General features: G+C 72.8%; 13 protein-coding genes. 3 read left to right on the top strand and 10 right to left on the bottom strand.

The features are described from left to right. Positions 1-94: 94 nt before the first annotated feature. Positions 95-1,003 carry a TIGR01777 family oxidoreductase gene (locus tag FGW37_RS09095; RefSeq protein WP_179080607.1) on the bottom strand — a complete coding sequence of 303 codons (909 nt, stop codon included), beginning with the start codon at positions 1,001-1,003 and terminating at the stop codon, positions 95-97. A gap of 63 nt (positions 1,004-1,066) precedes the next feature. Between FGW37_RS09095 and FGW37_RS09090 the strand changes: the two genes are divergently transcribed. Then, positions 1,067-1,561 (top strand): GNAT family N-acetyltransferase, encoded by a 495-nt coding sequence (locus FGW37_RS09090; RefSeq protein WP_179080606.1) that lies wholly within the window; start codon positions 1,067-1,069, stop codon positions 1,559-1,561. Here FGW37_RS09090 and FGW37_RS09085 read toward each other — a convergent pair. Next, positions 1,551-2,069, bottom strand: a complete 519-nt coding sequence (locus tag FGW37_RS09085) for a DUF4240 domain-containing protein (RefSeq protein ID WP_179080605.1) — start codon at positions 2,067-2,069, stop codon at positions 1,551-1,553. The genes FGW37_RS09090 and FGW37_RS09085 overlap by 11 nt on opposite strands. A gap of 170 nt (positions 2,070-2,239) precedes the next feature. On the opposite strand from FGW37_RS09085, the gene FGW37_RS09080 reads away from it, so the two are divergent. Then, entirely contained in the window at positions 2,240-3,202 is a 963-nt protein-coding gene (locus FGW37_RS09080; protein WP_179080604.1) for an SDR family oxidoreductase, read from the top strand. Here FGW37_RS09080 and FGW37_RS09075 read toward each other — a convergent pair. The 6 genes from FGW37_RS09075 to FGW37_RS09050 form a co-directional block, all read right to left on the bottom strand. Then, on the bottom strand, positions 3,153-4,181 hold the full coding sequence (locus FGW37_RS09075) for a helix-turn-helix transcriptional regulator (protein ID WP_179080603.1): 1,029 nt from the start codon (positions 4,179-4,181) through the stop codon (positions 3,153-3,155). The two genes, FGW37_RS09080 and FGW37_RS09075, sit on opposite strands and share 50 nt — an antisense overlap. Positions 4,182-4,431: 250 nt before the next feature. Next, complete coding sequence (locus FGW37_RS09070; RefSeq protein ID WP_058044749.1) at positions 4,432-5,055, bottom strand: GntR family transcriptional regulator; 624 nt, start codon at positions 5,053-5,055, stop codon at positions 4,432-4,434. A 191-nt stretch (positions 5,056-5,246) separates the two neighbouring features. Then, on the bottom strand, positions 5,247-7,028 hold the full coding sequence (sucB, locus tag FGW37_RS09065) for a 2-oxoglutarate dehydrogenase, E2 component, dihydrolipoamide succinyltransferase (RefSeq protein ID WP_179080602.1): 1,782 nt from the start codon (positions 7,026-7,028) through the stop codon (positions 5,247-5,249). A gap of 49 nt (positions 7,029-7,077) precedes the next feature. After that, positions 7,078-8,466 (bottom strand): dihydrolipoyl dehydrogenase, encoded by a 1,389-nt coding sequence (gene lpdA, locus FGW37_RS09060; protein ID WP_179080601.1) that lies wholly within the window; start codon positions 8,464-8,466, stop codon positions 7,078-7,080. A 312-nt stretch (positions 8,467-8,778) separates the two neighbouring features. Continuing rightward, the gene (locus tag FGW37_RS09055; RefSeq protein ID WP_179080600.1) at positions 8,779-10,311 is read right to left on the bottom strand and encodes a leucyl aminopeptidase; all 1,533 of its coding nucleotides are present in this window, start codon (positions 10,309-10,311) and stop codon (positions 8,779-8,781) included. Between the two features lie 472 nt (positions 10,312-10,783). Then, positions 10,784-11,581 (bottom strand): adenosylcobinamide-GDP ribazoletransferase, encoded by a 798-nt coding sequence (locus tag FGW37_RS09050; protein ID WP_179080599.1) that lies wholly within the window; start codon positions 11,579-11,581, stop codon positions 10,784-10,786. A gap of 75 nt (positions 11,582-11,656) precedes the next feature. Here FGW37_RS09050 and FGW37_RS09045 point away from each other — a divergent pair, with 75 nt between their 5' ends. Continuing rightward, positions 11,657-12,394 carry a hypothetical protein gene (locus tag FGW37_RS09045; protein ID WP_179080598.1) on the top strand — a complete coding sequence of 246 codons (738 nt, stop codon included), beginning with the start codon at positions 11,657-11,659 and terminating at the stop codon, positions 12,392-12,394. Here FGW37_RS09045 and FGW37_RS09040 read toward each other — a convergent pair. Both FGW37_RS09040 and FGW37_RS09035 read right to left on the bottom strand, forming a co-directional pair. Further along, on the bottom strand, positions 12,361-13,083 hold the full coding sequence (locus tag FGW37_RS09040) for a hypothetical protein (protein ID WP_179080597.1): 723 nt from the start codon (positions 13,081-13,083) through the stop codon (positions 12,361-12,363). The two genes, FGW37_RS09045 and FGW37_RS09040, sit on opposite strands and share 34 nt — an antisense overlap. Next, on the bottom strand, positions 13,080-14,846 hold the full coding sequence (locus tag FGW37_RS09035; protein ID WP_179080596.1) for a phosphatidylglycerol lysyltransferase domain-containing protein: 1,767 nt from the start codon (positions 14,844-14,846) through the stop codon (positions 13,080-13,082). Before FGW37_RS09035 ends, FGW37_RS09040 begins: the two co-directional genes overlap by 4 nt. Between the last annotated feature and the right edge of the window lie 6 nt (positions 14,847-14,852).

The raw sequence follows: 14,852 nt of genomic DNA, 5'->3' as shown, positions 1-14,852 counted from the left end.
CGTAGAGAGAAATTCGGTCAATAACAGTCGCGCACGGACAGGGCACGGTCGCACGGCGGGTAGCACGGCCGCCTGCCGCGTGCGCGGTCCGTGGTCAGCGTGTGTCCGCCAGCGCCGCTCGTACGGCGCTCTCGACGTCCGGGAAGGTGAAGGAGAACCCGGAGTCCAGCAGCCTCCGGGGCACGACCCGCTGACTGCCCAGCACGTCCTTGGCCATCTCGCCGAGGACCAGCCGGAGCAGCGGGGCGGGCGCGGGGAACAGCGCCGGCCGGTGCAGTACGCGCCCCATCACCTCGGTCACCTGACGGTTGGTGACCGGATGGGGGGCGGTGAGGTTGACGGGCCCGGCCACATCGTCGGCCTCCAGGAGGTGGCGGAGCGCGGCGACGTGGTCCTGCAAGGCGATGAAGCTCCAGTACTGCCGCCCGTTGCCGAGGCGCCCCCCGAGGCCCGCCCGGAAGAGCGGGAAGAGCTTGCCCCACGCCCCGCCCTCGCGGGCCACGACCAGCCCGGTGCGTGCGAAGACGGTCCGGATGCCCGCTTCGGCCGCGGCCCCGGCCGCGTCCTCCCACTCCTGGCAGACGTCGGCGAGGAAGCCGCGCCCGGGCGGGGTGCTCTCGTCGGCGAGCCGGTCGCCGGTGTCACCGTAGATCCCGGTCGCGCTGCCACTGACCAGCACGCGCGGCGGGGTGTCGAGGGAGGCGACGGCCTCGGCGATCGCGGCGGTGCCGAGGACGCGGCTGTCCCGGATCTCCTTCTTGTAGGAGGCCGTCCAGCGGTGGTCGCCGACACCCGCGCCCGCCAGGTGCACCACGCCCGTGCAGCCCGCGAGGCCGGAGGCGTCGACGGTCTGCCGCAGGGGGTCCCAGGAGACCTCGCCCCGCGCGCGGGGTTCGCGCCGCACGAGGCGTACCACCTCGTGGCCGTCCGCCCGCAGGGAGCGCACGAGCGCCGTGCCGATGAGCCCGGTGGAACCGGTGATCGCGATCCGCATACGCCTCATCCTGCCCGCGGGTCCCGAAAAAATGGCAGAGGAGTCGTGGGGCGCGCCTGGCACAGTGGCCCCATGGTGAATCCGATCATCCGTACGGCCACCGAGGCCGACGATGCAGCCCTCGCCGAGCTGGACCGGCGCACGTGGTCCCCCCTGCACGCGGTGCAGCCGCGACCCGAGCCGCCGTACGAACCGTTCTTCACCGAGCGGAACCGGCCGGAGCACATCCTGGTGGCCGAGACCGGCGGCCGGCTCGCGGGGTACATACGGCTGGTGGCGCCCACGCCGCTCGCCTGCAACGCCCACGTGCGCCAGATCCAGGGGCTGGCGGTGGACGACGCCTTCCGCGGGCAGGGCGTCGCCCGGGCGCTGCTGCGCGCGGCGGGCGAGGAGGCCCGGCGGCAGGGGGCGGTACGGCTCACCCTGCGGGTGCTCGGGCACAACGCACCCGCCCGGAGCCTGTACGCCTCGGAGGGCTTCGTCGTGGAGGGCGTGCTGCCGGGGGAGTTCCTGCTGGAAGGTGCTTACGTCGACGACGTGATGATGGGGCGCTTCCTCACTCCCTGAACCGGTCCCACAGCGCGGGGAACCGTTCGGCGAGCGCCGCCTCGTCCTCCGGGTCCACGGGCGTGCCGAGCGGTTCCGCCGGCTGGTCGGGCAGCCCCAGGTCCGGGATCTCGGCCCCGGTGAGCTGCTCGTACGCCTCGTCGGCCGCGTAGCCGAGGTCCTCGCCGTCCCCGTCGACCTCCTCGTCGAAGTCCTCCAGGAGTTCGGCGAGCCCGTCCGGGTCGTGTATCGCCCCTTCGAAGACCTCCCTGCCCTGGCCGATCAGCCAGCACCGGAAGTAGTCGAAGACGTCGTCGCTCGCGCCGTTCAGCATGACCGCCGCCGCGCCCCACAGGTCCCACAGGTAGGCGCGGTTGTAGCGGGCCTCGAAGTGCCGGGCGAAGTCCACCACGCGCTCGGGGTCGAGCTGCATCAGCCGCTCGACCAGCAGGTCCGCCTGGTCCTCGGCGTCGCCGTCGACGGCCTCGCGCGTGGTGTCGATCAGTTCCCAGAACTCCGTCTCGTCCACGCCACCAGCATCGGGCCAAGCACCGGCCCCCGCACGCGGAGCGGGGCGGATGCGGCCGTCTCGTTATCGGGGCGTGTCACCGGGCGCGGTGTGACGCGTGAAACAGGACAGAGGGTGTCTTGTATCGGTGGCAGGGTCGCGACCGTACCGAGGAGAGGAGACCCGAGGACATGAGTACGCAGACGCGGACGCAGACCCGGACGACGCAGGACGACCGGCCGCTCGCGGGCAGGGTCGCGCTCGTGGCGGGGGCCACCCGCGGCGCGAGCCGCGCGATGGCGATCGAGCTCGGCAGGGCCGGTGCGGTCGTCTACGTGACCGGCCGGACGACGCGCGAGCACCGCAGCGAGGTCGGGCGGTCCGAGACCGTCGAGGGGACGGCCGAACTGGTGACCGAGGCCGGGGGTGCGGGGATCGCCGTTCCCACCGACCACCTGGAGCCGGCGCAGGTGGAGGCGCTCGTGCAGCGCATCGACCGTGACCACGGGCGGCTCGACGTGCTCGTCAACGGCCTGTGGGGAGGCGACCACCTCGTCGGCTTCCCCGACGCCTTCAGCAGGAAGATGTGGGAGCACGACCTGGACGCGGACCTGCGCATCCTGCGGCTCGGCATCGACTCCCACCTGATCACCAGCCGCTTCGCGCTGCCGCTGCTGACGCGGCGGCCCGGCGGGCTGGTGGTCGAGGTGACCGACGGGACGGCCGAGTACAACGCGAACTACCGCGGTCACCTCGCCTTCGACCTCGCCAAGTACGCGCCGATCCGCATGACCCTGGGGCTCGCCGAGGAGCTCCGGGACCTCGGGTGCACCGCGGTCTGCCTCACACCGGGATACCTGCGGTCGGAGGCGATGCTGGACACGTACAAGAAGGTGACCGAGGAGACCTGGCGCGACGCCCTGCGGGAGGACCCGCACTTCTGCATCTCGGAGAGCCCGGTCTACGTCGGGCGCGCCGTGGCCGCGCTCGCCGCCGACCCCGAGGTGGCGCGGTGGAACGGGCAGTCGCTGTCCAGCGGACAACTGGCCCGCGTCTACGGTTTCACCGACACCGACGGCACCCGGCCCGACGCCTGGCGCTACATCAAGGACCTGGAGGCGGGCAAGGATCCGCAGGAGGCGGACTACAGGTAGGGCCGCCGCCCGGCCGGGCGTACAGGGCGGCCGTTCGCGAGGCCGCCTCCGCGAAGCGCAGCCGCAGCTCCGGCGGGTCCAGGACCTCCGCCTCCGGGCCCAGGCCGAGCAGCTGCTCGTAGGCCACCTCCAGGGACTCCACGGCCAGGCCGACCGTGACGCGCCCGAGGCCGTCGGGGGCCGGGGCGGCCGCCAGGGCGTCGGCGGCGGCCGCGCTGTCCGTCACGTGCGGCAGGCGCCGGGCGCCGTCCGGGGTGAGCCGCAGGCCGACCCGGTCGCGCAGGATCGAGCGGGCGAACTCCGCCGCCCGCTCCTCCCAGAAGGCCGGCAGATCGAACGTCTCGTCCCGTGCGAAGCGTTCCGCCCGGGCGGCCACGGCCGTGAAGCGGTCCACCCGGTAGACGCGGAACTGCTCGCCGGCGCGGGCCGCTACGTACCAGATGCCCCCTTTGAGGACGAGGCCGTACGGTTCCAGCTCGCGCTCGACCTCGGTGTCCCGCCGCCGGTAGCGGGCCGTGACGGGGCGGTCGTCCCAGACGGCGTCCGCGACGGCCGGCAGCAGGGGCGGCGGGTCGCCCTCGCGCCACCAGCCGGGTGCGTCGAGGTGGAAGCGCTGGGCCGCGGACGCCGAGGCGTCGCGGAGCTCGGGCAGGAGGGCGGCGGAGACCTTGAGGCGGGCGGCCGAGGCCGCGTCGGCCAGGCCCATCTCGCGCAGCGCGGAGGGGACTCCGGAAAGGAAGAGCGCCTCCGCTTCGGTTCGGCCGAGGCCGGTCAGGCGCGTGCGGTAGCCGCCGACGAGGCGGTAGCCGCCCGTGCGGCCGCGGTCGGCGTAGACGGGAACGCCCGCTTCGGACAGCGCGAGGACGTCCCGCGCGACGGTGCGCTCGGAGACTTCCAGCTGCCGGGCCAGCTCGGTGCCCGTCATCGAAGGGCGGGACTGGAGCAGCAGCACCAATTTGATCAGCCGTGCGGCGCGCATGGCTCAAAGGGTAAGCGGCTCAAGGGGCGAATGACTCAAGAGGTAAGGGGAGTGGCGACAGGAGCCGGTGCGCAGCCAGGGCAGGAAGACGCACGGGCTCCTGTCGTCACTTCTGAGCCGTGCCGCGACACAGGACAGGGCGCGCGGGACGGCTCGAACGAGACTGTACGCCCCTGATCGATGATCGATCAATCCTTGAGACCCAACAGAGACAACGGGGCTCGGATCCTCGGCGCGTCGGATCCTCGACTCAGATCCTCGGCGCGCAGCTCAGCACGTGCGTCTTCAGCAGCTCCCCGATCGCCGGGTCCCGCCGCCGGAACGCGGCCACGATCTCGGCGTGGTCCTCAGCGTGGGCGCGCGGCTCCGGGCTGAGCCAGCGGATCGACAGCGTCGTCCACACCTCGATGCCCAGCGACTCCCAGGTGTGCAGCAGGACGGCGTTGCCCGCGGCCTTCACGATCTCCCGGTGGAAGGCGACCGTGTGCCGCACCTGCGCCTCGCCGTCGCCCACCCGGTCCGCCTCGTACAGCGCGGCCACCTCCGGCTCCAGCGCCGAGACGTCCTCGGCCAGCGCGGGCGCGGCCAGCTCCGCGGCCACCTGCTCCAGGCCGGCCCGGACCGGATAGCTCTCCTTGAGGTCCGTGGCGGTCAGCTCGCGGACCCGGACTCCCTTGTTGGGCGAGGACTCGATCAGCCGCAGCGACTCCAGCTCGCGCAGCGCCTCGCGCACCGGCGTCTGGCTCACCGCCAGCTCGGCGGCGATCCGGCGCTCGACGATCCGCTCGCCCGGCTGCCAGCGCCCGCCGACGATCCCTTCGAGGATGTGCTCGCGGATCTGCTCACGCAGCGAGTGCACGACGGGTGTGGCCATGGGAGAGGCTCCTCAGCGGGGTGGTGCGCGTAGTGCGGGGTGGTGCGGGGCGGTGTGGCGGCGCCCGGGCGGTGCGGCGGTGCGGGTGCGGCGGTACGTCAATTATCCCGGCGGTGCACAAGAGCGCGGCCCCGGCTCGTACGAAACGAGCCGGGGCCGCGCCCTGATGACATCCTGCCGTGCCGCGAGGACTACAGGCCGATCTCGGCCTCGAACTCGGCGGCCTCCAGGAGCTCCTTGACCGCCGTCAGGTAGCGGGCGGCGTCGGCGCCGTCCACCAGACGGTGGTCGTAGGAGAGCGTCACGTAGGTCATGTCGCGGACGGCGATGGTCTCGCCCAGCTCCGGGTGGCTGATGACCACCGGGCGCTTGACGGTCGCACCGATGCCCAGGATCGCGACCTGGTTCGGGGGCACGATGACCGTGTCGAACAGCGCACCGCGCGAGCCGGTGTTGCTGATCGTGAAGGTCGCGCCGGACATCTCGTCCGGGCTGATCTTGCCGGTGCGGACCTTGCCGGCCAGCTCCGCGGTCTTCTTGGCGATGCCCGCGATGTTGAGGTCACCCGCACCCTTGATGACCGGGGTCATCAGGCCCTTCTCCGAGTCGACGGCGATGCCGACGTTCTCGGAGTCGAAGTAGGTGATGGTGCCCTCGTCCTCGTTGATCCGGGCGTTGATGACCGGGTAGGCCTTCAGCGCCTGGACGGCGGCCTTGACGAAGAACGGCATCGGCGACAGCTTGACGCCCTCGCGCTGGGCGAAGGAGTCCTTGGCCTTGGCGCGCATCCGCATGATCTTGGTGATGTCCACCTCGATCACGGAGCTCAGCTGAGCCTGGCCGTGCAGCGCCTTCATCATGTTGTCGGCGATGACCTTGCGCATGCGCGGCATCTTGACCGTCTGACCGCGCAGCGGCGACGCCTGCAGGGCCGGGGCCTTCGGCGCGGCGGCGGCCGGGGCGGCAGCCGGAGCCGGGGCGGCCTTGGCGGCCTCCGCGGCGGCGATGACGTCCTGCTTGCGGATGCGGCCGCCGACGCCGGTGCCCTGGACCCGGGTGAGGTCCACGGCGTTCTCGGCGGCGAGCTTGCGCACCAGCGGCGTGACGTAGGCACCGTCGGTGACGGCGGCAGCGGCGGCCGGGGCCGGCGCCGCGGGGGCGGCCGGAGCGACCGGCGCGGGAGCCGGAGCCGGGGCGGCCGGGGCGGCCGGAGCGGCGGGGGCCGCAGCCGGAGCCGGGGTCGCCGGGGCGGCCGGAGCAGCAGCCGGGGCCGGGGTGGCCGGGGCGGCCGGAGCGGCGGCGGGGGCTGCCGGGGCGGCCGGAGCGGCAACGGCCGGAGCCGCACCCGCGGCACCGATCACGGCCAGCTTGGCGCCGACCTCGGCGACCTCGTCCTCACCGACGGCGATCTCGAGCAGCACACCGGAGACCGGGGCCGGGATCTCGGTGTCGACCTTGTCGGTGGAGACCTCGAGCAGCGGCTCGTCGGCCTCGACCGTCTCGCCGACCTGCTTCAGCCAGCGGGTGACGGTGCCCTCGGTGACGGACTCGCCCAGCGCGGGCAGGACCACGTCGGTGCCCTGGGCGGCGCCGGCCGGAGCCTCGGCGGCGGCCGGGGCGGCAGGGGCCTCGGCCACGGGGGCGGCCTCGGCCGGAGCCGGGGCGGCGGGGGCCTCGGCGGCCGGGGCCGGAGCCTCGGCAGCGGCCGGAGCCTCGGCGGCGGCGGGGGCGCCGCTGCCGTCGTCGATGATCGCGAGCTCGGCGCCGACCTCGACCGTCTCGTCCTCGGCCACCTTGATGGAGGCGAGGATGCCGGACGCGGGGGCCGGGATCTCGGTGTCGACCTTGTCGGTGGAGACCTCGAGCAGCGGCTCGTCGGCCTCCACGCGCTCACCCTCGGCCTTGAGCCAACGGGTGACGGTGCCCTCGGACACGCTCTCGCCGAGCGCCGGCAGGGTTACGGAAACCGCCATGGTTGCGGTTGCTCCTTACGAGTAGTGCGGATGGTGGTGCGCTCGGGACTTAGTCGTGCGAGTGCAGCGGCTTGCCGGCCAGGGCCAGGTGAGCCTCGCCCAGAGCCTCGTTCTGCGTCGGGTGCGCGTGGATGAGCTGAGCGACCTCGGCCGGCAGCGCCTCCCAGTTGTAGATCAGCTGGGCTTCGCCGACCTGCTCACCCATGCGGTCGCCGACCATGTGGACACCGACGACGGCACCATCCTTGACCTGGACGAGCTTGATCTCGCCCGCGGTCTTCAGGATCTTGCTCTTGCCGTTGCCCGCGAGGTTGTACTTCAGAGCGACGACCTTGTCGGCGCCGTACAGCTCCTTGGCCTTCGCCTCGGTGATGCCGACGGAAGCGACCTCGGGGTGGCAGTACGTGACGCGCGGCACGCCGTCGTAGTCGACCGGCACGGGGTTGAGACCGGCCAGCCGCTCCGCAACCAGGATGCCCTCTGCGAAGCCGACGTGCGCGAGCTGGAGGGTCGGGACGAGGTCACCGACGGCCGAGATGGTCGGCACGTTGGTGCGCATGTACTCGTCGACCAGGACGTAGCCGCGGTCCATCGCGACGCCCTGCTCCTCGTAGCCCAGGCCCTGGGAGACCGGGCCGCGGCCGATGGCGACCAGCAGCACCTCGGCCTCGAACTCCTTGCCGTCCGCAAGGGTGACCTTGACGCCGTCGGCGGTGTACTCCGCCTTCTGGAAGAAGGTGCCCAGGTTGAACTTGATGCCGCGCTTGCGGAACGCGCGCTCCAGCAGCTTGGAGCTGTTCTCGTCCTCGACCGGGACGAGGTGCTTCAGGCCCTCGACGATGGTGACGTCGGTGCCGAAGGACTTCCACGCGGAGGCGAACTCGACGCCGATGACGCCGCCGCCCAGGATGATCGCGGACTTCGGCACACGGTCCAGGGTGAGCGCGTGGTCCGAGGAGATGACGCGGTCGCCGTCGATCTCCAGGCCCGGCAGCGACTTCGGCACGGAGCCGGTCGCGAGGAGGACGTGGCGGCCCTGGACACGGCGGCCGTTCACGTCGACGGAGGTCGGGGAGGACAGGCGGCCCTCGCCCTCGATGTAGGTCACCTTGCGGGAGGCGACCAGGCCCTGCAGGCCCTTGTACAGGCCGGCGATCACGTCGTCCTTGTACTTGTGGACGCCCGCGATGTCGATGCCCTCGAAGGTGGCCTTGACACCGAACTGCTCGCTCTCGCGAGCCTGGTCCGCGACCTCACCGGCGTGCAGCAGCGCCTTGGTGGGGATGCAGCCGTTGTGCAGGCAGGTCCCGCCAAGCTTGTTCTTCTCGATCAGGGCGACGTCCAGACCCAGCTGCGCTCCGCGCAGGGCAGCGGCGTAACCGCCGCTACCGCCTCCGAGGATCACTAGGTCGAAAACGGTGCTGGCGTCGTTCGCCACGTCACGTCCTCCATGCATGGGTACGCCGGAGCCGGTCACCGATGACCGGGCGGCGGCTGTCGTTCGGCCGCGTTTCTTCGGCCCTGTGATTAGGGGGGCCCTGTCCTGCCGAGACAACATCTTCGCATTTGTTGACGGACGGCGGGACGCCGGGCCGGTCCCGGAGGCGACGGTTGCGTCACCTTCGGGGGTTACTCGTGCGTACGGCCGAGGTATTTCGTTACAAGCGAACGGATCCGCACGGCCCCGGGCAAAAGCCGCGGGACCGTGCGACCGTGCGGGCCGTACCGCCCGTGCGAGCGCGCCGGACGCTCAGCCGAGGTCGCCCGCGGCGGTGCGCTCCGCCAGGCGGACCAGCGTGCGGACCGCGGAGCCGGTGCCGCCCTTCGGGGTGTAGCCGTACGGGGCGCTCTCGTGGTAGGCCGGGCCCGCGATGTCCAGGTGTACCCAGGCGATGTCCTCGGCCACGAACTCCTTCAGGAAGATGCCCGCGAGCAGGCCGCTGCCCATGCGCTCGCCCATGTTGGCGAAGTCGGCGACCGGGGAGTCCATGGCCTTGCGCAGCTCGGCCGGGAGCGGCATCGGCCACGCCTGCTCGCCGACCTCCTCGGCGATCTCGAAGACCGAGGTGCGGAACGCGTCGTCGTTGCCCATGACGCCGAACGTGCGGTTGCCCAGCGCGAGCACCATGGCACCCGTCAGGGTGGCGACGTCCACGATCGCGTCCGGGGTCTCCTCCGAGGCGCGGGCCAGGGCGTCGCCCAGGACCAGGCGGCCCTCGGCGTCCGTGTTGAGGACCTCGACGGTCTTGCCGCCGTACATCTTCAGGACGTCACCCGGGCGGGTGGCGGAGCCGGAGGGCATGTTCTCCGCGAGGGCCAGCCAGCCCGTCACGTTGACCCGCAGGCCCAGGCGGGCGGCGGAGACGACCGCGGCGAACACGGCGGCCGCCCCGGCCATGTCGCACTTCATGGTCTCGTTGTGACCGGCCGGCTTCAGGGAGATGCCGCCCGAGTCGTAGGTGATGCCCTTGCCGACCAGGGCCAGGGTCTTCTCCGCCTTCGGGTGGGTGTAGCCGATCCGCACCAGGCGCGGCGGGGCGTCCGAGCCGCGGCCGACGCCCATGATGCCGCCGAAGCCGCCCTTGAGCAGGGCCTTCTCGTCCAGCACCTCGACCTTGAGGCCGAACTCCTTGCCGGCGGTCTGGGCCGCGGCGGCGAAGGCCTTCGGGTCGAGCTCGTTCGGCGGCATGTTGACGAGGTCGCGGGCGCGGTTGACCTCTTCGGCCACGGTCGCGGCGCGCTCGGCCGCGGCCTTGAACGCCTTGTCGCGCGGCTTGCCGCCCAGCAGGGCGATCTCGGCGAGCGGGGCGCCCTTGTCGGCCTTGTCGTTCTTCTTCGCGGCGGCGGCGTTGCCGGCCGGGCGGTAGGAGTACGCGCCGAGCAGGGCGCCCTCCGCGACCGCGCCGGCGGCGTCGGCGTCCTCGACGGGCAGCGCGAACGCGGCCTTCTTGGAACCGGCCAGGGCACGGGCCGCGGAGCCCGCGGCGCGGCGCAGGGCCTCGTGGGCGAAGTCCTCGTCCTTCGCCGGGGCGTCGCCCAGGCCGACCGCCAGCACGACCGGGGCCTTCAGCCCGGACGGGGCGGGGAGCTTGGTCGTCTCCCCCTCGCCGCCGGTGGCGCCGAGAGCCTCCAGGACGGCGGCCAGCTTGCCGTCGAAGGCCTTGTCAACGGCTTCGGCGCCGGCCGCGACGACGGGGCCCTTCGGGCCCTTCGCCACGCCGATGACGACGGCGTCCGCGCGCAGCGTCGCCGCACTGGAAGTGCTGAGAGTCAGAGCAGACACGGTGGTGAGGTCCCTACTTCCGTTGAGTTTCTCGGCCGAGCGGGTGGGTCGGCCGCACCCCGGGCATCGTATGCGCCATATCCCTGCGGGGGGCATCCAAGGGTCTCCAGCGGGCGCGCGGTTCGGCTGTCGCCGGGCCGGCGGGGTCTTCCGCCGGGGCGCTGATCAGCCACAGTGGCGCGTTTCGGCGGTGCCGTGACCGGCTCGGCCGGGATGGGCGCCGCCGGGTCGGTCGAGTGGGGTTCTCGCCGTTGCGGCGGTGGGAAGTGCCTGGGGGCTCGATTTCTGGGCAGTGAGCCGCTTCCCGGGCGGTCGGCCGGTATTTCCTCCGCCGCGGCGGTGATCAGCCACAGTGGCGCGTTTCGGCGGTGCCGTGACCGGCTCGGCCGGGATGGGCGCCGCCGGGTCGGTCGAGTGGGGTTCTCGCCGTTGCGGCGGTGGGAAGTGCCGCCGGCGGTGCCGTGCCGGGCTGCTAGCCCAGGGACATGGTCACCAGGGCCGTCGTCGTCGACGTTTCCGCCAGGGCGCCGAAGACGTCGCCCGTTACCCCGCCGAAGCGGGACACGCACCTGCGGAGGAGCAGTTCCGCGGTGAGGAGGCCCGTCGCGGCTGCTGCGGTCGTGTGGAGGGCGCCGTACGGGCCCAGGAAGGTGCCCCACGCCGCGCAGGCGGCCGCCACCGCCACCCCGGCCGCCAGCGCCCCGCGAGGCGGCACCGCGCCTGCCACGGCCGCACCCAGGCCCTCCGGGCGGGCCGCCGGTACGGACGGGCGGCAGGCGAGGGTCAGGGCGCAGCGGGCCGTCACGGCCGCCGTCAGCGCCGCGAGCGCCCCCCGCAGCGGGGACGCCGCGTACGCCCCGGACAGCGCCGCCACCTGCGCCAGCAGGACGAGCAGGAGCGTCACGACCCCGAACGGCCCGATGTCCGACTGCTTCATGATGCGCAGCGCGTCGTCGGCCGGCTTCCCGCTGCCCAGCCCGTCGGCGACGTCCGCCAGGCCGTCCAGGTGCAGCCCGCGGGTGAGGACCGCCGGCACGGCGACCGCGGCCACCGCCGCCAGGAGCGGCCCGGACCCCAGCGCCAGGAGCGCCGACCCCGCCGCCGCGGCCCCCGCCCCCACCGTGAGCCCCGCCAGCGGCGCCGCGAGCATGCCGCCGCGCGCGGCCGGGCGGTCCCAGCGGGTGAGGCGGACGGGCAGCACGGTGAGCGTGCCGAAGGCGAAGCGCAGGGCGTCGCCGGCGGTGGCGCGCGCGGGTGTCGTGTCGGTCATCGCGGGCACACTATCCGGCCCGCCGAGGGCAGTAGGTTGCCGGTGGAGGGCCGATCGGGAGCGGGTGCGTACGTCATGGGCCAGTGGTTGAGCCGCAACATCGTGGAGCCGGGGAAGCTGCCCCTGCTGCTCGCCCTGGCGGCCTTCGTCCTGACCTTCCTGGTGACCCGCGTCATCACCCGTCTGATCCGCGCGGGCAAGGGCCCCTTCCGCAACATCAGCCCCGGCGGGATGCACGTCCACCACGTGGTGCCCGGCGTGGTGCTGACGGTGATCGGCGGCTTCGGTGCCGTCGCCTCGGGCCGGCACGGTTTCGGGGCGATGGCCGCGGCCGTCCTCTTCGGTACGGGCGCGGGCCTCGTCCTCGACGAGTTCGCGCTGGTCCTGCACCTGGACGACGTCTACTGGACCGAGCAGGGCCGCAAGAGCGTCGAGCTCGTCGTGCTGACGGCGGCCCTCGTGGGCCTGGTGCTGGCCGGATTCCTGCCCTTCGGGGTGAACGAGCTGACACCGGAGGAGCTGCACGACCGCGGCCTCGTCGTCGTCAACGTCCTGATCAACTTCCTGATCGCGCTGTTCGCCCTGGCCAAGGGCAAGCCGCGGATCGCCCTGATCGGCGCGGTGGTGCCGTTCGTCGCCCTCTTCGGCGCGGTGCGCCTGGCCCGCCCCGGCTCACCGTGGGCGCGGCGCTTCTACCGCCACCGGCCGCGGGCCCGCCGCCGGGCCCGGGTGCGCGCCTACCGGCACGACGCGCGCTGGGAGGCGGCCCGCAACAGGATTCACGACCTGCTGGCGGGCGCCCCGGACCGCTGACCGCGCTGCACGTCCTCCTGCGTGCGGGCCCGGCGGCGTCTGCGCCGCACCTCGTCCGCCGCGCACAGCGCGAGCACCGCGACGACGGCCGCGATGTGCTCCTTCCCCGCCAGATTGGGTTTGATCACTGCCTCCACCACCATCGCGAGCACGACCGCGGCACAGGTGAACCAGGCCCGGTAGCGCCAGGAGACGAAGATCGCGAGCCCTACGACGGCCGCCGACGGGCCGGTGTCGACGACCTTGGCGGCCTCGGGCGGCAGCCCGAACACCGAGTCGGGGCCGATGTGGACGGCCAGCCGCGCGTACATCGTCCCGGCGAGCGTGGCCACGTAGGAGATGGCGAGCGTGCGCCACTTGCCCAGGCAGATCTCGGCGATGCCGAAGACCAGCAGGATCTGCGCCAGCGCGCCCCACACCGGCAGGTCCAGGGCCGGGACGAAGAGCGACAGCGGCGTCCGCAGCAGCGCGAGCCACCACGGCAGCCGCGCCTGCACCGAGCCGATCCGCTGCACCGGCTCGAAGCCCCAGGGCTGGTTCTGGACGATCTGGAAGACGGCGGTGAGGAGGACCGCCGCGAGGGTCATCGGGATCGCCCGGAACTTCTTGCGTACGAGCGCCCGCCGGACGGTCCCGAACAGCGGGCCCCACTCGGTCAGCGCGGCGCGTCGCAGCGCCGCGCGGTTCATCGTCGGCTCTCCAGGTGCTTGCGGTTGAGCCACTTGGGCAGGCCGGGGGCCTCCAGGAAGCCCTCGGCGCGTGCACTCGCGATGCCGATCCGCAGCAGATCGCTGCTCTTCTCGAACAGCATGAAACGAGGCTCCCAGATGGGGCGGTATTTCGCATTTGCTCGATAGAGGGACTCGATCTGCCACCAGCGGGAGAAGAAGCTGAGCAGGGAGCGCCACGCCCGCAGCACCGGCCCCGCGCCCAGCCGGGAGCCGCGCTCGAAGACCGACCGGAACATCGCGAAGTTCAGCGACACCTGGCCGATGCCCAGCCCCTTGGCCTGCTGCAGCAGCTCGATGACCATGAACTCCATCAGGCCGTTCTCGGAGTCGCGGTCGCGCCGCATCAGATCCAGCGACAGGCCCTTGGGGCCCCACGGCACGAAGCTCAGCACGGCGCGCAGCTCACCGCCGCCGTCGTGGCACTCCAGCATCACGCAGCGGCCGTCGAGCGCGTCGCCGAGCCGGCCCAGCGCCATCGAGAAGCCGCGCTCGGTCGCCCCGTCGCGCCAGTCGTCGGCGCGCAGCAGCAGCTCCGCCATCTCCTTCTCGGGGATGTCCTCGTGGCGCCGGATCCGCACCGTGTAGCCGGCGCGCTTGACCCGGTTGTACGCCTGCCGCACGGTGCGCATGGCGCGGCCCTCGAGGGTGAACTCCGCGGTGTCCACGATGGCCTCGTCCCCGAGCTCCAGGGCGTCCATGCCGTGGCGCGCGTAGATCGTGCCGCCCTCCTCGCTCGCGCCCATGACGGCCGGGATCCAGCCGTGCTCACGCGCCTCCGCCAGCCACGGCTCGATGGCCCCGGGCCAGGCCTCCGGGTCGCCGATGGGGTCGCCGGAGGCCAGCGAGACCCCGCCCACGACGCGGTAGGTGACCGCGGCCTTGCCGCTGGGGGACCAGATGACGCTCTTCTCGCGGCGCAGCGCGAAGTAGCCGAGGGAGTCGCGGTCGCCGTGCCGGTCGAGCAGGGCGCGCAGCTTCTCCTCGTCCTCGGCGGTGAGCGGGTCGGTGGCGCGGCGGGCCCGGAAGGCCGCGTACACCACGACCAGCAGCAGGACCGAACTCATCACGTTGATGGTGACGTCCACCCAGCCGGGGACGGACAGCCCCGGGTAGGCGCTCTCGTCGACCTGCAGCGAGATCAGCCGCATGAAGCCGTAGTGCCAGCGGTCGAGGAACGTCGCCCGGTACTCGTCCGGGGCGTCGTTCGCGGCCCGCACCAGCAGCGCCGCCGTCAGCGAGGTGACCAGCAGGCCGACGACGGCGACGATCGCCGCCAGCTTCGGGTTGGAGCGGTCGCCCTTGGCATAGAACTCCTTGCGGCCGGCCAGCAGGGCCCCCACGAAGAGGCCCGTGGCCACGAGCGAGAACCAGTTCAGCGCGTGGCGGTTGAACTCCCGGGAGAACATGAGCGTCGCCATGAACACCAGGAACAGCCCGGCCAGCACCAGGTTCAGGATCCACGACGCGCGCTTGCGCCGGCGCAGCGTGACCGCCATGACGAACGACCACAGCGCCGACGCGAAGCCCGCCGTCAGCAGGTACGGAGTGAAGAACTCGGCGTCGTTGTGACGCCGGATGTCCGTGCCGAACGACACCCACACCGCGCTCAGCAGGTTGACGAAGGTGACGAAGCGCAGGTACCACACGGCGAAAGCGGCGGCGCGCCGTGACCTGAGGCCGGCAGGTGCGCCCTCATCCGGAGTCAAGCGGACTTCTCCCATGAAAGA

Origin of the sequence: Streptomyces rectiverticillatus, assembly GCF_013394065.1 — a bacterium.
Taxonomy (GTDB): domain Bacteria; phylum Actinomycetota; class Actinomycetes; order Streptomycetales; family Streptomycetaceae; genus Streptomyces; species Streptomyces rectiverticillatus.
The sequence above is the reverse complement of the archived record's forward strand: the minus strand, read 5'-3'. Positions and strand labels throughout refer to the sequence as shown.

Coding starts and splice junctions, on each gene's coding strand:
- FGW37_RS09095 (WP_179080607.1), bottom strand. CDS start 1,003: ATGAGGCGTATGCGGATCGCGATCACCGGTTCCACCGGGCTCATCGGC.
- FGW37_RS09090 (WP_179080606.1), top strand. CDS start 1,067: ATGGTGAATCCGATCATCCGTACGGCCACCGAGGCCGACGATGCAGCC.
- FGW37_RS09080 (WP_179080604.1), top strand. CDS start 2,240: ATGAGTACGCAGACGCGGACGCAGACCCGGACGACGCAGGACGACCGG.
- FGW37_RS09075 (WP_179080603.1), bottom strand. CDS start 4,181: ATGCGCGCCGCACGGCTGATCAAATTGGTGCTGCTGCTCCAGTCCCGC.
- FGW37_RS09070 (WP_058044749.1), bottom strand. CDS start 5,055: ATGGCCACACCCGTCGTGCACTCGCTGCGTGAGCAGATCCGCGAGCAC.
- sucB (WP_179080602.1), bottom strand. CDS start 7,028: ATGGCGGTTTCCGTAACCCTGCCGGCGCTCGGCGAGAGCGTGTCCGAG.
- FGW37_RS09050 (WP_179080599.1), bottom strand. CDS start 11,581: ATGACCGACACGACACCCGCGCGCGCCACCGCCGGCGACGCCCTGCGC.
- FGW37_RS09045 (WP_179080598.1), top strand. CDS start 11,657: ATGGGCCAGTGGTTGAGCCGCAACATCGTGGAGCCGGGGAAGCTGCCC.
- FGW37_RS09040 (WP_179080597.1), bottom strand. CDS start 13,083: ATGAACCGCGCGGCGCTGCGACGCGCCGCGCTGACCGAGTGGGGCCCG.
- FGW37_RS09035 (WP_179080596.1), bottom strand. CDS start 14,846: ATGGGAGAAGTCCGCTTGACTCCGGATGAGGGCGCACCTGCCGGCCTC.